This window comes from Mannheimia sp., assembly GCF_056854775.1.
In genome coordinates, this window is the sequence record NZ_JBXGGI010000149.1 from 1 (window position 1) to 24,635 (window position 24,635).

Here is a 24,635-nt window from a genome sequence, read left to right on the forward strand (position 1 = left end):
ATGGGCGTTTGCGTGGGCAGCTCTACACATCTCAAGCTATCTATTGTTAGAATTAAGCCTTGATGTCAAATTATTTTTTAGCGAGCTTGCCGGTCGCCCATATTTAATTTTAGGAGCAGCTGCTTTTTTCATTCTAAGCATAATGGCAGTAACTTCGCTGCCTATGCTAAAACGAAAATTAGGAACACGCTGGGGGACGATTCACCAGTGGGCTTATCCTGCATTAGTATTGGCAATGATGCATTATTATTGGTCGGTAAAAAGCGTAACATTCGATCCAATTATCATTGGAATCTTAGTACTGTTTATTGTTGCTCATAAAATACAGGCTAAATTTGCAAAAAAATAGCAAAATCACACCGCTTGCAGCAGTCAAACCACATACAAAAAATAATGGCATAAGTTTACTCACTTATGCCATTTTTTATATGCTTCAACCTTTATTAAAAATCCTCAAAATATTGCTGAATAGTTTTGATATCTTTCGTTTGGGTTAAAGCTAATTGCAATAACACACGAGCCTTTTGCGGATTTAACGTGCCGGAAGCAGCAAAGCCATATTTACTGTCATCAACCTCCGCATCACGAGTAGTATAGCCAGTTGGTACACGAGAAGAACGTACCACCGCAACGCCTTTTTTCGCTGCTTCCTCTAATAATGCAAGATTTTCCGCATTCATATTACCATTACCAACACCTGCCACCACAATGCCTTGATAACCCGCATCTAACAAGGCTTTAAGCGGCTCTGTCGGCATATTCGCATAAGCATAAATAATACCGACTTTAGGTAATTCATTTAATTCATTCACATTAAATGGGGTATTAACGGTATGTTTGCTTTCCGGAGAGCGTTCATAGTCTACTTTACTATTATGGACGTAACCTAAAGAACCAAAATTCGGCGAACTAAATGTTTGCACCGCAGTCGTGCTGGTTTTGGTAACATCTCTTGCACCAAGTACCGCATCGTTCATTGCCACTAACACACCACGTCCGGCAGATTTGGGATCTTTTGCCACTACAATTGAATTATACAAATTCAATGGACCATCCGCACTTTTTTCTGTTGCCGGACGCATTGCACCAACTAATACAACAGGTTTCTCACATTTCACCGTCATATCAAGAAAATAAGCGGTTTCTTCCATTGTGTCTGTGCCGTGTGTAATGACAAAGCCATCTGTTGCTGCACATTGTTGATTAATCGCTTTAACCAGTTTTAACCACACGCTATCCGACATATCTTGTGAGCCAATTTTCACAATCTGCTCACCTTTGATATTCGCCAATGTTTTCATTTCTGGTACAGCTTCAATTAAGGTTTCAATATTCAATTGCCCCGCTTGATATGCACTGCTATTCGCATTCTGCTGACTACCGGCAATAGTTCCGCCTGTCGCTAAAATAGTGATATTAGGTAATTCTGCCGCATTGGCTGTTACAAATAAGCCACCTAACATTGCTGCTAATGCTAATTTTTTGAATTTCATATAAAGCTCCTTAATTAAAAAAACTAAAGAGATCATACCGATAAATCAGTGTAAATAATTTGATCTGGTACATAAAATAGGGGATTAATTGCTGGGTAGAAATAGGTTACATTTGGTTTTTTTGACTCATAGAATATCTTTATTTCTTGCAGACACCTGGACAATCATCATTTCTCAACAAAGAGAGCAAAAATACAAGCGGTCAATTTAAATTTATTTTTTGCAAACTTGAAAGGATAGCACTTATTCCATCAAGGAGACTTTTCGATTATTTTGATAAACTTCATTCTATAATGTAATTCAAGGTTATAAAAATAATAAATGAAACTCTACAAAACCAAACCTCTTACTAGTAATACTCCTCTTTTTTGTCCTAAAGAATGGATGAACAACCATAATGAAAATGGAATGCTGTTAAGACTAATAGCTAATATGCGATTATTAGGTGAGTTTTTAAGAAAAACCCATCCTACATTTTTTAGTATCTCTGACTATAAGGGAGTTTTAGCAACTATACTTATCCCTTCTAAAGAACTGCATCAAAACTTAAATAAGCCGGGTGATATTGATATGCTAATAATTCCTTATACTGAGGATAATATTATATTTTCAGAATCTCTTGCTGTAGAAGCTAAAGTCATAAGAGCATCATACGAACAGCAAGGAAAATCGCCCAAGAAATTCGGTTTTACTCAAGCTCAGGGGCTATATGATAGGTTTCCCATATGTAGTAGTTTGCCATTTTATTGTGTCAGATATTAGTCCTTCACACACTTGGGAAAAAATGCTAGTTGGTACCGTAGGAAATAATGATACTATTCATTCACTTAGAGAGTGTTTTATCGATAGGCTACCACTTTCATTAATTGAAAGAGCACAAGGTAGATTACTAAATAATAGAAAGAACCCTCATATTGGTGTATGTAGTTGCTATATGAATTCCGATTATCATTCTAATGATGAGCTTTTTATGCCTGATGGTTATCCTTGTACCAAGAATGTGAGTAATTTAGAATTTATTACTTATATAGAAGAATATTATAGAAAAAATTGGAGAAGATTTTTTAATATACTTAAAAATAAACCTCAGGAATAAAAATGTCTATCCTATATACCGTTGCAAAACTCACAAAATAAGCCCCATCGCTATTTCTCATTTTGTATTTTCTACTCATAGAATACCTTCAACTAAAACATAATAAGCTGAATTTACTCAAAATCTCACAGCAGACAAGCAATAAATCACAAATTTTCGACAGAGATCGCAAAAATACAAGCGGTCAATTTCACCTCATTTTTTGCAAATAAGAAAGATAGCGCTCGTCTCCGACGAGTGCTGTAATTTAATAGAAGGAAAGTTACGTTTAACAGAGAAGAAAAAGGCACTCGTCAGAGACGAGTGCTATCGGGGAAAAGAATATTCATCTCAAATAAATTGGTGTGGTTTAAAACTACTTTAAAATAAAAAGAAAAAGGCACTCACCAAAGTGCCTGTACCATAAGGAAAAGAGACTAAATTAAAGGTTGAAATTCAGTACCATTATTAAAGCTTAAATTACTGCCTGTAGGAAATTTACCTGTCAATAGACATTTTAATCTATATTGTAAAGGAGCATCTTTATTCACGATATCAACTTCTAATGAAATTGCATTTGGATCTTGAACTAGTAATTTTGCTACTGTTTCAGATAAATACCGAGGACAATAACCAATAATTTCTTTTGGATCCTTAGTCCTAATTAAAACAGCATTTGGATCAAATTCATTTTGCGGATCTAAACAGAAATATAATTTTTCTTTTGGCGCTAATTGGGAAATCTTTTCTAATTGATAATGTGTTAACCAGCTTAAGCTATGAATAAAAAATGAATGACTAAATTCTCCATTCTCTTTTGTCTCAACTTTACCAAAAGTTTGTAAAGTATCTGTAATCCTTTGTCCTCCAGACACGGACAAAATATCTAATGGATTAGCTTTTTGGTTTAATCCCAGCCATTCAATAAATTGAGAATATTCTGGTCTTTTCTCATATAAAATTCTATTCTTAAATAGAGGATATAATTCTTGTGATTCATACTCTTGATATAAATCTTCCATACCATTAAAAGGCCTAAAGTTAGTATCCTCAAGCACACCATTAGTATATTTAAATGAGTAAAGATTGGTTTGATCATTATAAGAAAGGATACCAATAACATGCCATGTATTACACGGTAAGCTTTTCTTATATGCAAGATAAACTGATTTAGTTGACATTTTCTAAGATCCGTTTTTTATTTTATAAAATCATTTTACACACAAAATTTTTGGTTTTAGTGTCCATTATTTCATCTTTAATTTTATCTAAAATATTGTGTATAACGCTTTCGGAAAGAGAAATAATTTTTCCTATCCAGTATTTTTTTACTTCATCAGATTGAAATGATAAAGCGAGCTTAAAAGCATCAATAGTTAGTAATGGTTTATTATCTTTTTCATTTTTAAAAATTTCTGAGCGTGCTTTAGCTACAAATGTAGATAATTGCTGCCCTCTATCCTTACTCGTGAGTAATATTTCCCTTCTTTCTGGGGTTAATTCTCTACCTAGACTAGCAGCATGATCATATGTTTCACATAAATAATATAATTTTGTTTCATCATGATATAGTACAGCCCAATTTTCATGATGACGATCTTGATTACTAATTAACGCATCTAAAAGTAAGTAACCGCAAAAAACATCAAATGATGAAAAATTTTTGGGGAATCCCCATTCATCTTTTATATGAACATTATCTAGGCTTGACTTAATCATTGAAATTGTGTGATTTTTTCTCTAGAATTTGTGCTTATCTCTGGAGTTGGATATATACCAGGAAAACATCTGTACAGAAATTCATTACCCATGATCATCGTAAATCCATTCTGTACTAAATTATCAGACACAACAGCCATACGTGGAGGTTCTGACTCTGTCTTGCTCTTACAAGGTAATATCTCATATTGAGCACAAGGAATTCCAAGCTCTTGGCAAATTTTGCAAGCTATATATTCAGACCAATGTTCCCCTGTATTTGCTCTAGATATTTTTAATAGATATTGTTCGGAAGGCTCATCAGGAATCGTAAACCACATTTTTTCTTTAGTCCCTAAAGGCTCTAGTGCCACATAATTTAGAACTTTGTCTGTAAATCGACTAACTGCCACTAATATTCCCTAAATGTAGTTTAATGACTTGTACAACTATAGATTAACATAAATTGATTGTCATAAATAAGTATAACTTGAGAAATTTAGAGTGTTTTATACATTATTCATAAAAAAACACTTACCTAGAGGTAAGTGTTTTTTTAACTTAGATTAAATTGCCACTCTTGCACTTCTAAACAATCTCATCCAAGCCCCATCCTCAGTCCAATCTTCCGGACACCAAGAGTTGCTGACCGCACGGAACACACGTTCTGGGTGTGGCATCATAATTGCCACACGGCCATCTGTGTTACCGATAGCAGTGATACCAAACGCCGAGCCGTTCGGGTTGGCTGGGTATTGTTCGGTTGGGTTGAGGTGGCTATCCACATATTGTGCAATCACGAGATTTTGCTGTTGCAAGTTCGCTAATTGCTGTGGATTTTTGAACTCAACCTGTCCTTCGCCGTGTGAAACCGCAATCGGCATATGGCTGCCTGACATTCCGTTGAACCAAAGTGAGTTGGTGTCGTTGATTTTCACCATCGCGGCACGGGCTTCAAAACGTTCGGATTTGTTACGAACGAAACGTGGCCAGTTTTCTGTACCTGGAATTATCTCTGCAAGGTTCGATACCATTTGGCAACCGTTACACACCCCTAATGCTAACGTGTTCGGGTTGGCGAAGAATTGGCTGAATTGATCACGCAACATTGGGTTGAATAGGATCGATTTCGCCCAGCCGCCGCCTGCACCGAGTACGTCGCCGTAGGAGAAACCACCACAAGCGACCATTGCGTTGAAGTCGTTTAGGTTACGTCTGCCAGCGATTAAGTCGGACATATGCACGTCAATCGCATTGAAACCGGCACGGTCGAACGCTGCCGCCATTTCGTAGTGGCTATTTACGCCTTGCTCACGCAAGATTGCAATGCTTGGTTTCGCCCCTTTGTTGATAAACGGTGCGGCGATGTCTTCATTCACATCGTAGGTTAAAAATGCAGATAAGCCTTTGTTTTCCACATCTTTTTTCGCGGCGAACTCTTGGTCTGCACACTCTGGGTTGTCACGCAAACGCTGCATTTGGTGGGTTAGTTCCGCCCAAATGCCACGCAATTCGGAGCGTTTTTCGCTTAACAGTTTGCGAGAGCCTCGGCTGATTTCAAAGCGGTTGTCGGCATTCACCGCACCTAATTCTTTGGTTACGTGAATCAAGTTGTGAGCTTTTAACACCTCACGCACCGCATTGAGTTCGCTGTCAGCGACTTGGATTACTGCACCTAACTCTTCATTGAATAGCACCGCTAAATCATTGTCGCCAAGAGCGGAAATATCCACATCTACACCGCAGTTGCCGGCAAATGCCATTTCTGCAAGAGTTGTGATTAAACCACCGTCTGAACGGTCGTGGTAGGCTAATAATTTATCTTCTGCCACTAAGGCTTGCATTGCGTTGAAGAAATCTTTTAAGGTTTGAACGTTTACTACATCCGCAGGTTTGTCGCCTAGTTGTTTATAAACCTGTGCTAATGCTGTTGCCCCTAAGCGGTTGTTGCCTTCGCCTAAGTCAATTAAGAGTAAGCGTGAGGCTCCTTTGTCGGTACGAAGTTGTGGCGTAACCGTTTTACGTACATCTTCCACACGGGCAAATGCTGAAATCACGAGGGAAAGTGGAGCGGTAACCGTTTTCTTCTCACCGTTTTCTTCCCAAGTCGTTTTCATTGACATTGAGTCTTTACCCACTGGAATAGTAATGCCAAGTGCAGGGCAAAGCTCTTCGCCCACCGCTTTCACCGCTTCGTATAAGCCTGCGTCTTCGCCCTCGTGTCCTGCTGCCGACATCCAGTTCGCAGATAGTTTAATGCGTTTAATGTCGCCGATGTTGGTTGCAGCGATGTTGGTAATGCTTTCCGCCACCGCTAAGCGAGCCGATGCTCCGAAGTCTAGTAGTGCAACCGGTGCACGTTCGCCCATTGACATCGCTTCACCGTGATAGCTATCAAGCGATGCAGTTGTTACCGCACAGTCCGCTACGGGAATTTGCCACGGACCGACCATCTGATCACGAGCCACCATACCGGTTACCGAGCGGTCGCCAATCGTAATTAAGAAGGTTTTTTCGGCAACCACAGGCAAGCGTAATACACGGTGTAATGCTTCTTTCAGGTCGATACCATCCATTGCAAGCGGTGCATTTTCAACGGTTTTTTGCGAAACCTCACGGTGCATTTTCGGGGTTTTGCCGAGTAACACGTTCATCGGTAAATCAATCGGATCATTGCCAAAATGCTCATCGTGTAGGGTTAAATGTTTCTCTTCGGTCGCCTCACCAATCACCGCAAACGGGGCACGCTCACGCTCACAAAGTGCGGTGAAAAGTTCGAGTTTTTCAGGGGCAACCGCTAACACATAACGCTCTTGCGATTCGTTACACCAAATTTCGAGTGGCGACATCCCTTTTTCATCGCACAGGATTTTGCGTAAGTCGAACTTACCGCCACGCTCGCCATCGTGTACCAGCTCAGGCATTGCGTTAGATAAACCGCCTGCACCTACGTCGTGAATAAATAAAATCGGGTTCTCATCGCCCATTTGCCAACAACGGTCGATCACCTCTTGGCAACGGCGTTCCATTTCCGGGTTTTCACGCTGTACAGAAGCGAAGTCTAAATCTTCTTTCGATTTACCCGATGCCATTGACGATGCCGCACCGCCGCCCAAGCCGATATTCATCGCCGGGCCACCAAGCACGATTAACTTCGCCCCCACAGGGATTTCGCCTTTTTGCACGTGTTCAGCACGAATGTTACCGATACCGCCTGCCAACATAATCGGCTTGTGGTAGCCACGCACTTCCTCGCCTGCAAAGCTATTTACTTTTTCCTCGTAAGTACGGAAATAGCCAAGCAACGCTGGGCGACCAAATTCGTTGTTAAAGGCAGCACCACCGAGTGGGCCTTCGATCATAATATCGAGTGCTGACGCAATACGGCTCGGTTTAGACAGTGGATTTTCCCAAGGCTGTTCAAAGTTTGGAATCACAAGGTTAGATACCGAAAAGCCTGTCAAGCCCGCTTTCGGCTTCGCCCCACGTCCTGTCGCTCCTTCATCACGAATCTCACCGCCTGAACCGGTCGCCGCCCCCGGGAATGGCGAAATGGCGGTTGGGTGGTTGTGGGTTTCCACTTTCATCAAAATGTGGGCTTGTTCTTGGTGGGCGCGGTATTGACCGTCTTGATCCGGGAACCAGCGACCAACGGTTGAGCCTTCCATTACCGCTGCATTGTCTTTATAGGCAGAAAGCACATAGTCAGGGGTTTTCTCGAAGGTGTTTTTAATCATTTTGAACAGGGATTTTTCCTGTTTCACGCCGTCAATCGTCCAGTCTGCGTTGAAAATTTTGTGGCGGCAGTGTTCCGAGTTCGCCTGAGCAAACATATATAGCTCAATGTCGTTCGGGTTACGCCCTAGTGCGGTGAAATTTTCCACCAAATAATCAATTTCATCTTCCGCCAACGCCAAGCCTAAATTGACGTTTGCTTCTTCTAACGCTTTGCGACCGCCGCCTAAAATATCCACGCTGGTGAATGGTTTTGGTTCTTGTTGTTTGAATAACACCGCTGCATCATCTGCATTGCGAATCACAGTCTCCATCATACGGTCGTGTAACAAGGTAGCAAGTTTGCTTTCTTCTTCAGCGGTTAAGCCTCGCTCAAATTCAAAATAGTAAGCTAAACCACGCTCCACACGGGCAATATTTTCTAAGCCACAGTTATGGGCGATGTCGGTTGCTTTTGATGACCACGAAGAAATCGTGCCTAAACGAGGAATCACGATAAAGGTTTCACCAACAGGCTCGTGCTCCGCAAGGGTTGGACCGTAGTGTAATAACTGAACTACTTTATCTTCTTGCTCTGCCGAGAGTGGTGCGGTTAAATCTGCAAAATGCAGATATTCTGCGTAAATCGATTTCACCGGCAGATTGGCGGCGACAAATTTTTGTTGAAGTTGATTTAAACGAAATTCTGAAAGGGCAGGCGAGCCACGAAAGATTTGCATAGTCATTGGTGAGATTTTCCTATCTAAAATGAAAATTTGTGTTGATTATAATTCATTACGCAAACGGTTGCTAGCATTGAAAAATAAGGGAAAGCAATCTTTAATGGAAAATATTCGATAGGATTGAATAAATTTATTCATTAGTACTGAATAAATTTGTTCGTTAGTATCAAACAAATCTGTTTAATACAGATAAGTTATCAATAGCTGTGAATTTGCAAAAAAACTGGAAAATTTGACCGCTTGTAATATAAAAAATGCCCGATTGAGAATGTTAGTTCAATCGGGCACTTTAGTCTAATTTAAGAATTAGAACGTGTAGTTCACACCTGCACGGAATTCACGTCCACGAGCTGATAATTGACCACGCTGACCGTGTGCGTTGTATTTTTTATTCGCCACGTTATCCACTGCGAAGTTTACATTCACGCTATCATCTTTAAGTGGTTTCCAGTTTAAGGTGATATCAGTTACATTGTAGCTGTCTTTACCCGTGCCTGTATTTGTTTGTAATGTTCCGCCTGTAACGAAGAAATTATCTTCAGGTTTCACTTTCTCAACAATACGGTGGTGTACGCCAACTTCTAAATTTGGTTGTTCAAAGCGATAGCTTAAAGAAGCTGTCCAAGTACGACCGATAGCTGATGCGTATTCCGGGTTACTGCTTAACAATGCAGTTTCAGCTAACTGACCTTGATTATTACGTTGCATCACGGTTTGTGTGTAGAAACGAGGTTTGCTATGAGCAACACCAACACGAGCCGTAAAGCCGTTATTGTGGTAGCCTGCATTTAACTCATAACCACGATTTTTAATTTTACCGCCATTCACAATCGCTTGTGCTGCATTACCGTGGTTATCACGACCATTTGTTGTACCTAAAGCATCTTTGATATGTTGCCAGAAGTAGCTACCGTCAAAGCTAAATGTGCCGTCATTATAGTTGAAGCCGATTTCAGTATTGCGAGCTTTTTCTGCTTTGGTGTTATCACCAATTGTTACCATACCACGCTTACCGTGTGCCATTAACGCATCGTGCAGACGAGGGCTACGAGTTGCATAGTTGTGGCTTGCACTTAAGCTTAAGTGTTCAATTGGCTCATAGATAAGACCAACGCTTGGGCTGAATGCACCATTACTACGCTCTTTACCATCCATTGCTTTGAATTTGAAGTGGTCGTAACGTACACCGGTAGTTAAAGTTACTTTATCTACTGGAGCAGTAATTGCTTCAACATACACGCCGGTATCGGTTTTCTCTTGGTTTTTCACAAGAGGGTTAAATTTAGTGTGTGGTTTAGCTTCTTGGTGGCGATAGTTCACACCGTATTTTAATAATACATTTTCGTGAATGGCAGAATCAAAGTTTACATTCGCACCGTGAGTAACAACTTTAGTTTTCGTTGCATAATCTACATTACCTGCGTAGCCGTTACCTTTTTCGTGTTCAGACCAACGACCTTGCACTAATTGATAAACGTTAGCTGTCGCTTCTTGAGCAAAGCCTAAGTTTTTACCAGTCCATTCTAAGTTAGTTCTTTGAACTGTAATTCTACGGTTAGCTGGAGCTTGGCGTTCTACAGTTAAGCGGTTGTACGGAGAAACCTTTGTGCCGTTAGGTGCTACATCAAATTCTTCACGCACTAAACGCTGACCTTCATTTCGCTCACTTGAATGGCTTAATACAAAACGGTGATCTCCCAATGTTGCACCTAATTTAGCTAAGAAGCTGGTTTTATCCAATGCACTATACGGAACACGGTTTGTGCCGAATTGGTTTACGTAATCTTTACCGCCTTTATAGTCGCGATCTCTCACAAGATTACCTGAAACTAAAGCATCAAAGATTTCACCTTTACCATATAAGGTTGCATTGAAATTGTGAGCGTGGTTTGTGCTGAAGCCAGTACCTAATTTTGCACCGAAGTTTTTATCGCTGTTTTTTAATAAATCTAATGCATCAACGGTTTTAGCAATTACTGCACCATTAGTTTGACCAATACCGGCTGAAGCACTGCCTGCACCTTTTTGTACAGAAACAATTTTCACCAATGCCGGATCTAACATATGACGACCTTGGTGATACAAAATTTGGCTATCTGAGTAAGTGTTATCTACTTTTACATCAATTGAGTTTTGACCCATACCACGAATATAGAGATATTGTGATGTACCGTTACCACCACCTAAGCTAATTGCCGGCTCATCTTTTAATAAACCACGCAAGTCTGTTTGTGTGCTCTCATCTTTTTTCTGTGTTGTTACCACATTGCTTTGCACTTTTAAGCCTTGATTGTCAGTTACAGTAACAGTATCTAATGCTACTGTATCTGTTGAAGCAGTTTGAGCCATTGCATTTGCAGCAAGTACGCTCAATACTGCAGCTGAAACAGGAAGTAATTTAAATTTTTTCATTCGAAACATTTCCTTAGGTAAGTTATTTAAGAGGATTACCAAATTTTGATATTAAAAACAATTCTCAACATCAAACAAAGCGAATTTTACAGAGATAAAAATGGTTGTCAATTAGTCTGAAATGAAATTTCACAAAATATATTACAAATTTTACAAAAAGTTCCCTAAATTTAACCGCTTGCAACACAAAATGTGATCGCCTTCTAAAAATCAAATTTGCTTGCTCGACAGCAACGCTACAAGCGGTTAAATTTGGAGAAAAATTTACAAAAAGGATAGATTATGCAGCTGCGACACAAACAGATAATGGAATATATAGAACAGTTTGATGAAGCTAACGTTCAAGAATTGGCGGAACATTGTGGGGTTTCTATTGAAACTATCCGCCGAGATTTAAATAAGCTAGATAAAGATGGATTATTACATCGCACTCACGGCGGAGCGGTAAGCCACAAAAAGCGAGATATTGGTCGCTCATTTACCACCCGACAACGACTGAACAGTGAGGCGAAACGCAGTATCGCAGAAAATGTGTTGGAATATTTACAACCAGAATCGGTGATTGCTTTAGATGCCAGCTCAACCTCTTGGAATGTGGCACAGCGTATTCCAAATATTCCCTGCACCGTTGTCAGCAGTTCAATGCGGATTATCTACAGCCTTTCACACAAACCGCACATTAAAACGATTGCCACCGGTGGTATTTATTCCGAAAAATACGATGCCTTCTATGGTCCATTATCCGAGCAGTTACTGACCCGTTTAAAAATTGATTTGGCAATTCTTTCTTGTACAGGCATTGCAGACGGTGCGATTTGGGAGTCTAACGAAATTAATATTTCCCTTAAACGTAAATTAATTGCGAACAGTAAACAGGTTTTTTTATTAGCCGATCACAGTAAATTTGAGCGTAAAGACTTGTTTCGTATCGAAGATTTATCTTGCATTGATAAATTATTTATCAACCAACCCCCACCGGACTTTCTCAAAAATTATTGCTTAGCACATCAAATTGAAATCATTATTTAGTGTTTTTTGCCCGAATTTGCCCGATTTTTTCAGAAATAAAACAAAATCGGGCATTCTTTTTTCACTCATTTTTACCAAAATCCCCCATTTTTTGTGATCGCACTCACAAAATTTAAACTAAATTCGCATTTTTCTTCATAACTCATATTGCGTATGCATAATAAATTCAATCACGAATTTTTTTAACCAATCGGGAGAACTATTTATGACAACGTTGAAATCTACCCCTGTAAAAATTGGTATCCGCCCAACCATTGACGGTCGCCGTTTAGGAGTGCGTGAATCACTTGAAGATCAAACAATGAATATGGCAAAAGCCGTTGCACAATTAATTCAATCTGAAGTCCGCCACCCAAATGGCGATTTCGTTGAATGTGTGATTGCTGATTCCACCATCGGTGGCGTTGCCGAAGCTGCAGCTTGTGCCGAAAAATTCAAACGTGAAAATGTCGGAGCGGTGATTACCGTAACCCCTTGCTGGTGCTACGGTTCTGAAACCATTGATATGGACCCACATATGCCGAAAGCGATTTGGGGCTTTAACGGCACAGAACGCCCGGGTGCAGTGTATTTAGCGGCAGCCTTAGCAGGTCATAGCCAATTAGGTTTACCGGCATTCTCTATTTATGGCACAGAAGTGCAAGAAGCGGGCGACCAATCCATTCCGGCTGATGTGCGTGAAAAATTATTGCGTTTTGCTCGTGCAGGCTTAGCGGTGGCAACCCTGCGTGGCAAATCTTATTTATCTATCGGTTCAGTTTCAATGGGGATTGCCGGTTCAATCGTAAACCAACAGTTCTTCCAAGAATATTTAGGTATGCGTAATGAATATGTAGATATGACGGAAATTAAACGCCGTTTAGATCGTAACATCTACGATGAGGCAGAATTTAAATTAGCGATGGAATGGGTAAAAACCTATTGCAAAGAAGGTGTTGATGTGAATGCACCGGAAAACCAACGTAGCCCAGAAGAACGTGCCAAACTTTGGGAAGATGTGGTGAAAATGACCATCATCGCCCGTGATTTAATGGTCGGCAACCCACGTTTAGCAGAATTAGGTTATGGCGAAGAGGCATTAGGTCATAATGCGATTGCAGCCGGTTTCCAAGGACAACGCCAATGGACAGACCATTTACCAAACGGCGATTTCTTAGAGGCAACACTCAACTCAACCTATGACTGGAACGGTGTGCGAGCACCATACATTATGGCAACCGAAAACGACAGCTTAAATGGCGTGAATATGTTGTTCGGTAACTTATTAACCGGTCAAGCCCAAGTGTTTGCGGATGTGCGTACTTACTGGAGCGAAGATTCTGTTGAGCGTGTTACCGGCTGGCGTCCGGAAAGTGGCTTTATCCACTTAATCAACTCAGGTTCAGCAGCATTAGATGGCACAGGTCAGCATACCGATAAAGACGGCAAGCCTGTTATCAAGCCGGTTTGGGAAGTCACAGAAGAAGACGGCAAACGCTGTTTAGAAAACACCCGTTGGTGTCCAGCAGTGCACGAATATTTCCGTGGCGGCGGTTTATCTTCTCAATTCTTAACCAAAGGCGGAATGCCGTTTACGATGCACCGCATCAACCTCATCAAAGGCATCGGCCCTGTATTACAAATTGCGGAAGGTTGGTCAATCGACTTACCGGAACACGTTCACGATACCTTAAACAAACGCACCAACGAAACGTGGCCAACCACTTGGTTCGTGCCTCGCTTAACAGGTAAAGGTGCATTCGCAGACGTGTATAGCGTGATGGCAAACTGGGGGGCAAACCACTGTGTAGCCACTTTCGGTCACGTGGGGGCAGATTTAATCACCCTTGCATCAATGTTACGCATTCCGGTTTGTATGCATAACGTGGAAGATAAAGATGTGTTCCGCCCAAGTGCGTGGAACGGTTTCGGTCAAGACAAAGAAGGTCAAGACTACCGTGCGTGTGCAAACTTCGGACCTCTTTATAAATAATATGACTCATGTAGGGACGCACTGCGTGCGTCCATTATCACAAGCGGTTATTTTTTCTTATATTTTTGCGGACGCACACAGTGCGTCCCTACAAGGAAATAACAAGGGGAAAATCTATGTCTATTGCCCTTATTTTTGACTGTGGCGCAACAAATCTTCGCACTATTGCAATCGACCAAACAGGTCAAATTGTGGCGGCACATCACTTACCGAATAATACGCAACCGGGTGCGGAAAATCCTGAATTCCATATTTGGGATATTGAAGAAATCTGGTCAAAACTGATGACCTGTGCCAAACAAACGCTCTCTCAACTTTCAGAACAACAACGAAAAGAGATTGTTGGGATTTCAGTTACCACCTTTGGCGTGGACGGTACACTTTTCGATAAAGCCGGCAATCAACTTTATCCGATTATTTCTTGGAAATGTCCGAGAACTCTGTCGATTATGGAAAATATCGCTAACGATATTGATGTGGAGGCACTATATCACCGTAACGGGGTTGGACATTACAGCTTTAATACCTTATTCAAACTGTTATGGCTTAAACAAAATAAACCAGAAATTTACGCCCAAGCAGACAGTTTCTTATTCATTTCTTCTATCTTAACGTATCGCTTAACAGGTGTAAAAAGCACAGACCGCACAATGGCAGGAACCTCAATGATGACAAACATTGAAAGCGATCATTGGGATAAAGAAGTCTTGGATTTACTGGGTTTAAACGAAAACCAATTCCCACCGATGAAAAGTGCGGGAGAGGTTGTGGGAACATTAAAAGGAGACATTTCCCACGAGCTTGGTTTAAGCGGTCAAATTCCTGTGATTTCTTGCGGACACGATACCCAATTCGCCATCTTTGGCTCAGGTGCAGGTTACAACCAGCCTGTACTGAGTTCAGGCACTTGGGAAATTTTAATGGTTCGTACCCCACAAGCGAAACCGGAATGGCAATTCGTTCAAAACGGTTTAACCATTGAATTTGACAGCCAAGCTGGCTACTTCAACCCGGGCGTGCAATGGGTTGCCTCTGGCGTGATGGAATGGTTTGGTAAACGTTTCTTCTCTGATGTGGCAGGTACACCAAACTACTACGCCACAATGATTAACGAGGCTAGCGAAGTGCCAGCCGGTTCAAACGGCGTGAAATTAGTGGGTAACTTTGACGGTACAACCGGACAGACAGGCTCGATTATCGGCTTATCTATGCACACCGCACGTGGCGAAATTTACCGTGCAGGTTTGGAATATATGGCGTATCGCTTAAAAGCAGGGCTAGATGTGTTGCAACAAGTTGGCAACTTCAATGCGGAGCGTTTAATTTGCGTGGGTGGCGGTTCTAAAAATGCGTTATGGAACCAAATCCGAGCCGATGTTTTAAATTGCCCGATTGATGTGGTGGATTTCCCTGAAAGTACCGTGTTGGGTGCAGCAATGTTTACCTTTGCCGGTGCGGGAGTGTTTAAAAATCCAAATGCCGCACAACAAGCAATGAAACCGAATGTAAAACGGGTTGAGCCATCAGAGAACAGCAATTTTTATAAATAGGAGTTTGAAATGTTAAAAGGTATCCACCCGGCAATTTCTCCGGAATTACTAAAAACTTTAGCGGAAATGGGGCACGGCGATGAATTAGTGCTTTCAGATGCTCATTTCCCTGCTCACTCGATTCATCACAAAGTGATTCGTGCAGACGGTTTAAGTGTTGAGACTCTATTAGAAGGCATTTCCGCTCTGTTTGAATTTGACCAATATGTAGAAGCCCCACTTGCGATGATGCAAGCCGTGCCGGGCGATTCTCTCGACCCAAGCGTGGAAGAGCGTTATCTCGCTGCGATTAAAAAAGTAAATGGTGTAGCACCGAAAGTCGAACGAGTGGAACGTTTCGCTTTCTACGACAGAGCTAAAACCGCTTATGCTGTGGTAATCACAGGCGAATTAGCGAAATACGGCAACATTATTATTAAAAAAGGTGTAACGCCAGTGCCTTAATCGCCCACTACAAGCGGTTCAAAAGACAAAATTTTTTACAAATTAAAAGGAGTTTATTATGAACAGACAGCAACTCTCAAGACAAATCATTGATACCTGTCTTGAAATGACCAGACTGGGATTAAACCAAGGGACAGCAGGTAATGTCAGCGTACGTTATCAAGACGGAATGCTTATTACCCCAACCGGCACCCCTTATGAAGAAATGACTGAAGATTCTATCGTGTTCGTTGATGCCAACGGTAAACACGAAGAGGGCAAACTACCTTCAAGCGAATGGCAATTCCACTTGGCAGTGTATGAAGCCCGCCCCGAATTAAATGCAGTGGTCCACAACCACGCGAAAAACTGTGCGGCAGTGTCTATTTTCGGTGAACCGATTCCGGCAATCCACTATATGATTGCTTGCACCGGCACAGACCATATTCCTTGCGTACCTTATGCCCCATTCGGCACAAACGAATTGGCAGGTTATGTGCGTGAAGGCATCAAAGGCAGCAAAGCAATTTTACTTGCCCACCACGGTTTAATTACTGCAGACAAAACCCTTGATAAAGCTTTAGGTGTGGCACATGAAGTGGAAGTGATCGCCGAATGGTATTTAAAACTTCTTGCTACCGGCAAGCCAATTCCAACCTTAAACAAAGCACAGATGGATATCGTATTAGAAAAATTTAAATCCTACGGCTCTTGGGTTGAAGGCGAAGACTAAGACTAAAACAACAAGCGGTTCTTTTTTGAAAGAAATTTACAAACGGAGTGCAGTATGTCAAACGAAGTAATACTGACGATGAAAAACATCAGCAAATCTTTTGCCGGTGTGAATGCATTAAAAAATGTTGAACTCACCTTGCGTAAGGGCGAAGTTCACGCCCTAATGGGGGAAAACGGTGCAGGCAAATCGACATTAATGAAATGTATGATTGGTGTGCATAAAGCGGATCAAGGCGAAATTGTGTATAAAGGCAAACCTGTTCAATTTGAATCGGTTTTAGAGGCACAAAAAGCCGGTATCAGTATGATTTTCCAAGAGCTGAACCTCATTCCACATTTAACCGTGGCAGAAAACATTTTCTTTGCCCGTGAGCCTTTAAAACACGGCTTGGTCGATAAAGAGAAAATGATTGAGGAATCGGCAAAATTATTGGCATTATTTGATATTGATGTGGACCCGACTGATGAAGTGAGAATGTTATCAGTGGCAAAACAACAAATGGTGGAAATTGCCAAAGCCCTCTCTTTCGATGTTGAAATTCTGATTATGGATGAGCCAACCTCAGCCTTAACAGAAAAAGAGATCGATAAACTCTTTGAATTAGTGGATAAGCTACGTTCTAAAGGCGTGAGTATTGTTTACATTTCTCACCGTATGGAAGAACTTAAACGCATCTGTAACCACATTACGATTTTCCGTGACGGAACTTATGTATCTAACCATAAATTTGATGAAATCACGATGGATGAAATCATCACTAAAATGGTAGGTCGTTCATTGGATAACCACTTCCCACCAAAAACTGCTGTCGTAACTGATGAAATTATTCTTTCGGTAATGAACGCAGAACGCCACGGCGTGTTTGAGCCGCTTAACTTTGACTTGCGTAAAGGTGAGATTTTAGGTTTCACAGGCTTAGTGGGGGCAAAACGTACTGAATTAGCTCGTGCGATTTTCGGTGCAGACCCACTTGATGGCGGTGAAATTTTTATTCACGACCAAAAAGTGAGTATTAAAGACCCAAGCGATGCGATTCAAGCAGGTATCGCCTACTTATCTGAAGACCGTAAACTTAACGGTGTAGCAGTAAGAATGTCAATTCGTGAAAATATCACTATGGCATCGATGGATAAAGTCTCTAACGGACTTGGTGTAATTTCCTACGAAGAGGAAGAAAAAGCCTCAAATACCTTTATCGACAAAATGGAAATCAAAACACCAACCATTGAACAAAAAGTACAAAACTTAAGTGGTGGTAACCAACAAAAAGTAGTTATCGGCAAATGGTTGTTCCGTGAAGCGAAAGTGATGATCTTCGATGAACCAACCCGTGGTATCGACGTTGGGGCGAAATACGCTATCTATCAGCTCCTTGATGAGTTAGCGGCAAGCGGTGTCGGGGTAATTGTGATTTCATCAGAATTACCGGAAGTATTAGGTATTTCAGACCGTATCATCGTGATGCGTGAAGGCAGAATGACCGGTATGCTTGAAACCAAGAAAACCAACCAAGAAGAAATTATGCATTATGCAACAGGTGTGAAAAATATGTTTGCTAAAGAATATGGGGTGGCAAAATGAGTGAAAAACAAAAAGAAATGTTACGCAAAATGGCAGCATTAGCAGGTTTAGTTCTGTTAATCATCTTCTTCAGCGTAACCAATGAATACTTCTTTACCTCTAACAACATTATGACGGTAGGTTTACAAACCTCTACCATCGCCTTAATCGGTATCGGGGCAACCTGCGTAATCTTAACCGGCGGGATTGACTTAAGTACCGGTTCAGTTGTAGCACTTTCCGGTGTCGCAGCGGCAATGATCGTAAACGCAGGCGTACCGGTACCACTTGGTATGATTTTCGGGATTATCGTAGGCGGTATCTGCGGTTTAATCAACGGCGTATTAGTCACTCGTATGAAACTCCCGCCATTTATCGCAACCCTTGGTATGATGATGGTGGCTCGTGGTTTAGCGCTTTATGTCACCAACGCAGCGCCTGTATCAGGTATGCCGGAATCCTTTGCTAACTTAGGTAACGGTGCGTTATTTAAAATTGTTGAAGAAGGAGCAAACGGCTTACCGAAAGTGGTGTTTGCCGGTATTCCATACCCTGTAATCATCATGATCTTCATTACCATCTTGTTCACTTTCGCTTTAGCTAAATTGAAAGTTGGACGTTACTTATACGCAATTGGTTCTAACGAAGAAGCAGCTCGCTTATCCGGTATCAAAACCAATATCGTAAAACTTTATGCCTATACTGCCAGTGGTTTACTCTCTGGTTTAACAGGTGTAATTCTAGCCTCTCGCTTAGTAACTGCACAGCCAAACGGTGGTGTATCTTACGAGCTGGATGCTATCGCCAGTGCTGTTGTTGGGGGTACATCACTTTCAGGTGGTATCGGTACAATCCCTGGCACACTGATTGGGTCATTCATTATCGGTGTACTCCGTAATGGTTTGAATATGAATGGCGTCTCTTCATTTGTTCAAATGATTGTCATCGGGCTTGTGATTATCGTAGCGGTTTCTCTTGACCAACTACGTCAATCTAAAAAAGCCGGTAAAAAATAATCAACTCTCATAGGAGAATTTAAAATGAAAAAAACCGCATTATTCACTGCAACTATCTTAGGTTTATCAACCCTATTTGCAGGCTCAGCGTGGGCAAAATCCGATGAAATCGCTGTAATCGTAAAATCAGCTAACTCTACCTTCTGGCAAAACGTACGTAAAGGTGCGGAAGTTGCAGGTAAAGATATTGGTGGACAATACAAAGTGACTTTCCAAGGTCCTGAAGCTGAAACTGCGATTGACGCCCAAGTAAATATGGTGGACAACGCTGTAAACCGTGGTGTAGCAGGTATCGTACTTGCCGCATCTGACCCGGTGGCATTAGTACCGGCTGTGAAAAAAGCTTATGAAAGCGGCATTCCAGTGGTATTAATTGACTCAGGTATCAACAGTGACGGCAAATACTACCAATCATTCCTAGCGACCGATAACCGTGCGGCAGGTAAATTAGCAGCTGAAAAATTATTGGCAAAAGTGAAAGGTGGCAAAGTGGCAGTCATGAGCTTCACCCAAGGTGCAGCGTCTGCGATTGAGCGTACCGGTGGCTTTGTTGATGAAATCAAAGCGAAAGCAGATTACAAAATCGTCGGCCCATACTACTCAGACTCTGATATGACCAAAGCATTGAACCAAACTGAAGACGTTTTAGGTTCTAACCCAGACATCGCAGCGATCTTCGGTGCGAACGAACCAACCGCAGTCGGTATGGCACGTGCAGTGAAACAAAAAGGTTTCGCAGGCAAAATCGTTGCTGTTGGCTTTGACGGTAACTCAGACTTACAAAACTTCGTACGTGATGGGACTTTAGACGGCATCGTGGTGCAATCTTCTTACCAAATGGGCTACAAAGGCGTGGACACCATCGGTAAATTGATTAAAGGCGAGAAAGTTGAAAAAGTGATCGATACCGGGGTGGTGTATGTCACGAAAGAAAACATTGATAGCGAAGAAGCGAAAGGTGTTCTTTACTAAACACCAAGTTAAACAGGGTGGGGCAACCCACCCTTTAACCAAAAAGGAAAACTCTATGTCAAACTCTCTTACCGATAAAGCTCTTGTTGTGATTGCAGCCCTTGGTGGCAAAGAAAATATTGTTGATGTTTACGCCTGTATCACACGCTTGCGTGTTGAAGTCAAAAATACCCAAATCGTAGAATGGGACAAAATCAAATCGGTGGGTGCTTTAGGTGTAGTTACTTCAGGCTCCGTGATTCAATCCATCTTTGGTAGTGAAGCAGAACACTATCGTGATGAAATAAAACGTATTTTAAATATTTAGTTTTAACTGCTATTCCTAATGCATTATCAGCCGAATTTATTATTACAAGCGGTGAAATTTTTATAAAAATTTGCAAAAAATCGCCATAATTTTACCGCTTGCAAGTTAACCGAATTGTTTAACTTTTAAGAAGGAAAATATTATGTCAAATCGTCTGATCCTTAACGAAACCAGCTATCACGGTAAAGGAGCAATTCAACACATTGTTCACGAAGTGAAAAGTCGCAGTTTCAATAAAGCTCTTGTCGTTACAGACAAAGATCTTATCAAGTTTAATGTTGCACAAAAAGTAACTGACTTACTTGATGCAGAAAATCTACCTTATGAAATTTTTGATGAAGTGAAAGCCAACCCGGCAGTTGATGTGATCAAAGCTGGCGTAGAAAAATTTAAAGCCTCCGGTGCAGACTATTTAATCGCTATCGGTGGTGGCTCACCAATTGATAGTGCGAAAGCGATTGGTATCATCATTAATAACCCTGAATTTAGCGATGTGCTTTCACTCGAAGGCGTTGCCCCAACCCACCAAAAATGTGTACCGATTATCGCAGTGCCAACCACCGCAGGTACTGCAGCGGAAGTAACCATCAACTACGTTATCACAGACGAAGAGAAAAAACGTAAATTCGTGTGTGTGGACGTACACGATGTACCGGCAGTGGCATTAGTCGATCCGGATATGATGGAATCTATGCCGAAAAGCCTTGCAGCAGCAACCGGTATGGATGCACTTACCCACGCCATCGAAGGCTATATCACCAAAGCCGCTTGGGAATTAACGGACGCCCTACACTTAAAAGCGATTGAACTTATCAGCCGTTCACTACGCGGTGCGGTAGAGAAAAATCCAAAAGATATTGAAGGAATGGCTCTCGGTCAATATGTGGCAGGTATGGGGTTCTCAAATGTGGGCTTAGGCGTAGTGCATAGTATGGCACACCCACTTTCAGCTTACTACGACACCCCACACGGTATTGCGAATGCGGTGCTATTACCGTATGTAATGGAATTTAACAAAAACTACACCGGCGAAAAATACCGTGAAATTGCCCGAGCAATGGGCGTCAAAGGTGTTGATGAAATGAGCCAAGAAGAATATCGTAATGCTGCGATCAAAGCGGTTCAACAACTTTCACAAGATGTGGGGATTCCACCAAAACTTCACCAAATTGGCGTGAAAGAAGAAGACTTACCGGCACTATCGGTAGATGCTTTCAATGATGTCTGCACCGGTGGTAACCCTCGTGATTGCACCCCTGAAGAATTGTTAGAAGTGTATAAAATTGCATTCTAATTTTCTACACAGCAAACAAAATCTAGTTTATAAAAATGCCCGATTTTTTCAATTTTATGGAAAAATCGGGCATTTTTATTGGTTTTTAATCAGAAATAAATGTGATCTTATTCACATTTATTTATCAAGCTTAACATAAAAACAACAATTCATTTGCAAAACTTGACCAATTAGCAAATGATAAGTATGAATTTTCCATAGCGGATATAAAAGGAGCAAATGATGGTAAAACAGTATCAAATGTACATTAACGGTGAATTCGTCCCAGCATTAGACGGACGCACATTAGCGGTTTACAACCCAGCAACCGAACAAGCAATTTCCGAAGTACCACGCGGTGGTGAAGAAGACGCTAAAATTGCCATTGATGCAGCCGAAGCCGCACAAGAAGCGTGGGAACGTTTACCGGCTGTACAACGTGGGCAATATCTGCGCAAAATTGCGGTAGGCATTCGTGAGCGCGCCGATGAAATCGCTCGCACCATTTCCGAAGAGATGGGGAAAACCCTTTCTCTCGCCACTATTGAAGTGCATTTCACGGCCGACTATTTAGATTATATGGCAGAGTGGGCTCGCCGTTATGAAGGCGAAATTATCCAAAGTGACCGCCCGAACGAACATATTTTCCTCTACAAAAAAGCGATTGGTGTGACCACCGGTATTCTGCCGTGGAACTTCCCGTTCTTCCTTATTGCGCGTAAAGCTGCTCCTGCATTGGTAACAGGTAACACTATCGTGATTAAACCAAGTGAAGATGCACCAAACAATGCGATTTTATTCTCTGAAATCGTGCATCAAATCGGCTTACCGAAAGGCGTATTTAATGTCGTCACTGGCTACGGCAACGAAGTTGGCCCAGAGCTTTCTGGCAATGAAAAAGTGGGCATGGTGTCATTCACCGGTAGCCAATTCGCTGGTCACAAAGTAATGGAAGCGGCGAGCAAAAACATCATCAAAGTGAATTTAGAATTAGGCGGTAAAGCCCCTGCGATTGTATTGGATGATGCGGATTTAGACCTTGCTGCGACTGCGGTGGTGAACTCTCGTGTGATCAACTCAGGACAGGTATGTAACTGTGCAGAGCGTATTTACGTGCACAGCTCTATCAAAGAGCAGTTCGTACAAAAACTCGTTGAGCGAATGAAGGCGGTCAAATACGGCAACCCGTTAGAGCGCGATGATATTGATATGGGCCCGATGGTGAATGAAAAAGGCTTACACAAAGTGCAAGAAATGGTGAGTCACGCGATTCATCAAGGCGGTAACTTAGTATTAGGCGGTAAAGCGGTGGAAGGCACCGGTTACTATTTTGAACCGACGATCATCGATAATGTGGACAACACCATGGATATTATGCGCCACGAGATTTTCGGGCCGGTTATTCCAGTTGCCACCTTTGAAACCATTGATGAGGCGATTAAACTCGCCAACGACTGCGAATACGGCTTAACCTCTTCGGTTTACACCCAAAACATTAACAAAGCAATGAAAGTGATCTCTCGCCTGAAATTCGGTGAAACCTATGTAAACCGTGAAAACTTTGAAGCAATGCAAGGCTACCACGCTGGCTGGCGTAAATCGGGTATTGGCGGTGCAGACGGTAAACACGGCTTAGAAGAGTACCTCCAAACTCAAGTGGTTTACTTACAGTTTGATGATAAAGTCTAATTTTTAAGATAAAAATTCAAAACCCCACTCATTTTTGAGCGGGGTTATTTTTAATCAATTTTGTATCCAAATTGAAAACAATAAGAATGAAATGTTATTCAATAGTTAAATAATTATTTATGATTACCTCATCTTGATTATTTAATTTGCTATTTGAATTAATTAGGTGCAAAATGCTCTTGCCATTGTGAAATAACGTTTCATAAAATGGAGTAACACAATAATTCTTTCAAATTAGGATTTCATTATGAGTATTTTCCAACAAACAAACCCAAACCGTCGCCGTTATGGTTTAGCTGTATTTATCGGTATTATTGCAGGTATTATCTCAGCATTTGTAAAATGGGGAGCAGAGCATCCATTCCCACCGCGTAGCCCGATTGATTTATTCACCGCAGCTTGTCCACAACCTGTTTTAGATGCAATGAATGCCGCAGCAGATCAAGTTGCCGCCAAAACAATTGCATTACAAGAGTGTTCACGTGCGTTTTTAAACCCACCGGCGGTGTTCTTGCGTGATTATATCGGCATCGACCCTTACAACACCGTTGCCTTTACCTTTGCAGATCACCCATTCAACTCAATCGGTGTAACTCATATGATCTTCTCTTTAGTATTTGCGATTGGTTACTGTATCGTTGCGGAAATTTTCCCAAAAATTAAATTCTGGCAAGGTATTGGTGCAGGTATTATTGCAAACATCTGTGTTCACTACATCACATTCCCTGCTTTAGGATTAACACCACCTGTTGCTGAATGGCCTTTATACGAACACATTTCAGAATTAGTAGGTCATATTTTCTGGTTCTGGACCATTGAGGTTATCCGCCGTGATTTGCGTAACCGCATTACACGTGAACCTGATGCAGAAGTGCCGTTAGATCAACCTTTCCGTTAATCAACTACAAGCGGTAATATTTGCTTAAAAATTTGCAAACGAAAAAGAGCATTGCTTTAAAACAATGCTCTTTCT

The 24,635-nt window shown here is 41.5% G+C and carries 21 protein-coding genes; 15 read left to right on the forward strand and 6 right to left on the reverse strand.

The features are described from left to right. Window positions 1-349 (forward strand): ferric reductase-like transmembrane domain-containing protein (locus tag ACJHV0_RS10300; RefSeq protein ID WP_483134143.1); only part of this gene is annotated, 349 nt, incomplete at its 5' end. A gap of 94 nt (window positions 350-443) precedes the next feature. Here ACJHV0_RS10300 and ansB read toward each other — a convergent pair. Beyond that, window positions 444-1,493 carry an L-asparaginase 2 gene (gene ansB, locus ACJHV0_RS10305; protein ID WP_483134144.1) on the reverse strand — a complete coding sequence of 350 codons (1,050 nt, stop codon included), beginning with the start codon at window positions 1,491-1,493 and terminating at the stop codon, window positions 444-446. 321 nt (window positions 1,494-1,814) lie between these two features. Between ansB and ACJHV0_RS10310 the strand changes: the two genes are divergently transcribed. Continuing rightward, complete coding sequence (locus ACJHV0_RS10310) at window positions 1,815-2,255, forward strand: hypothetical protein (RefSeq protein ID WP_483134145.1); 441 nt, start codon at window positions 1,815-1,817, stop codon at window positions 2,253-2,255. A 22-nt stretch (window positions 2,256-2,277) separates the two neighbouring features. Beyond that, complete coding sequence (locus ACJHV0_RS10315; RefSeq protein ID WP_483134146.1) at window positions 2,278-2,589, forward strand: hypothetical protein; 312 nt, start codon at window positions 2,278-2,280, stop codon at window positions 2,587-2,589. Between the two features lie 416 nt (window positions 2,590-3,005). Here ACJHV0_RS10315 and ACJHV0_RS10320 read toward each other — a convergent pair whose 3' ends face one another. The 5 genes from ACJHV0_RS10320 to ACJHV0_RS10340 form a co-directional block, all read right to left on the reverse strand. Continuing rightward, window positions 3,006-3,749, reverse strand: coding sequence for an HIRAN domain-containing protein (locus ACJHV0_RS10320; protein WP_483134147.1), 744 nt, complete (start codon window positions 3,747-3,749; stop codon window positions 3,006-3,008). A gap of 22 nt (window positions 3,750-3,771) precedes the next feature. Further along, window positions 3,772-4,287, reverse strand: a complete 516-nt coding sequence (locus ACJHV0_RS10325; protein ID WP_483134148.1) for a HipA domain-containing protein — start codon at window positions 4,285-4,287, stop codon at window positions 3,772-3,774. Next, window positions 4,284-4,679 carry a hypothetical protein gene (locus ACJHV0_RS10330; RefSeq protein WP_483134149.1) on the reverse strand — a complete coding sequence of 132 codons (396 nt, stop codon included), beginning with the start codon at window positions 4,677-4,679 and terminating at the stop codon, window positions 4,284-4,286. Before ACJHV0_RS10330 ends, ACJHV0_RS10325 begins: the two co-directional genes overlap by 4 nt. A 153-nt stretch (window positions 4,680-4,832) precedes the next feature. Then, a complete protein-coding gene (gene purL / locus ACJHV0_RS10335) occupies window positions 4,833-8,726 on the reverse strand; it encodes a phosphoribosylformylglycinamidine synthase (RefSeq protein WP_483134150.1) in 3,894 nt (1,297 codons plus the stop codon). A gap of 303 nt (window positions 8,727-9,029) precedes the next feature. After that, entirely contained in the window at window positions 9,030-11,135 is a 2,106-nt protein-coding gene (locus ACJHV0_RS10340) for a TonB-dependent siderophore receptor (RefSeq protein ID WP_483134151.1), read from the reverse strand. A gap of 282 nt (window positions 11,136-11,417) precedes the next feature. Between ACJHV0_RS10340 and ACJHV0_RS10345 the strand changes: the two genes are divergently transcribed. The 12 genes from ACJHV0_RS10345 (at window position 11,418) to ACJHV0_RS10400 (ending at window position 24,560) form a co-directional block, all read left to right on the forward strand. After that, the gene (locus ACJHV0_RS10345; protein WP_025234989.1) at window positions 11,418-12,164 is read left to right on the forward strand and encodes a DeoR/GlpR family DNA-binding transcription regulator; all 747 of its coding nucleotides are present in this window, start codon (window positions 11,418-11,420) and stop codon (window positions 12,162-12,164) included. Window positions 12,165-12,369: 205 nt separating this feature from the next. After that, entirely contained in the window at window positions 12,370-14,136 is a 1,767-nt protein-coding gene (gene fucI, locus ACJHV0_RS10350) for an L-fucose isomerase (protein WP_025342038.1), read from the forward strand. A gap of 116 nt (window positions 14,137-14,252) precedes the next feature. Then, window positions 14,253-15,686 carry an L-fuculokinase gene (gene fucK, locus ACJHV0_RS10355; RefSeq protein WP_483134152.1) on the forward strand — a complete coding sequence of 478 codons (1,434 nt, stop codon included), beginning with the start codon at window positions 14,253-14,255 and terminating at the stop codon, window positions 15,684-15,686. Window positions 15,687-15,695: 9 nt separating this feature from the next. Then, a complete protein-coding gene (gene fucU / locus ACJHV0_RS10360; protein WP_483134153.1) occupies window positions 15,696-16,130 on the forward strand; it encodes an L-fucose mutarotase in 435 nt (144 codons plus the stop codon). Between the two features lie 58 nt (window positions 16,131-16,188). Next, window positions 16,189-16,842 (forward strand): L-fuculose-phosphate aldolase, encoded by a 654-nt coding sequence (locus ACJHV0_RS10365; RefSeq protein ID WP_483134154.1) that lies wholly within the window; start codon window positions 16,189-16,191, stop codon window positions 16,840-16,842. A 54-nt stretch (window positions 16,843-16,896) separates the two neighbouring features. Continuing rightward, entirely contained in the window at window positions 16,897-18,426 is a 1,530-nt protein-coding gene (locus ACJHV0_RS10370; protein WP_025234984.1) for a sugar ABC transporter ATP-binding protein, read from the forward strand. Then, entirely contained in the window at window positions 18,423-19,421 is a 999-nt protein-coding gene (locus ACJHV0_RS10375; RefSeq protein ID WP_188157136.1) for an ABC transporter permease, read from the forward strand. Before ACJHV0_RS10370 ends, ACJHV0_RS10375 begins: the two co-directional genes overlap by 4 nt. 24 nt (window positions 19,422-19,445) lie before the next feature. After that, entirely contained in the window at window positions 19,446-20,393 is a 948-nt protein-coding gene (locus ACJHV0_RS10380) for a substrate-binding domain-containing protein (RefSeq protein WP_483134155.1), read from the forward strand. A 55-nt stretch (window positions 20,394-20,448) separates the two neighbouring features. Continuing rightward, entirely contained in the window at window positions 20,449-20,700 is a 252-nt protein-coding gene (locus ACJHV0_RS10385) for a PTS sugar transporter subunit IIB (protein WP_283386627.1), read from the forward strand. A gap of 142 nt (window positions 20,701-20,842) precedes the next feature. Further along, the gene (gene fucO, locus ACJHV0_RS10390; protein ID WP_334234549.1) at window positions 20,843-21,994 is read left to right on the forward strand and encodes a lactaldehyde reductase; all 1,152 of its coding nucleotides are present in this window, start codon (window positions 20,843-20,845) and stop codon (window positions 21,992-21,994) included. Between the two features lie 222 nt (window positions 21,995-22,216). Next, the gene (gene aldA, locus ACJHV0_RS10395; protein WP_483134176.1) at window positions 22,217-23,662 is read left to right on the forward strand and encodes an aldehyde dehydrogenase; all 1,446 of its coding nucleotides are present in this window, start codon (window positions 22,217-22,219) and stop codon (window positions 23,660-23,662) included. 247 nt (window positions 23,663-23,909) lie between these two features. Then, on the forward strand, window positions 23,910-24,560 hold the full coding sequence (locus tag ACJHV0_RS10400; protein WP_025234978.1) for a YagU family protein: 651 nt from the start codon (window positions 23,910-23,912) through the stop codon (window positions 24,558-24,560). The last annotated feature ends 75 nt before the right edge of the window (window positions 24,561-24,635 follow it).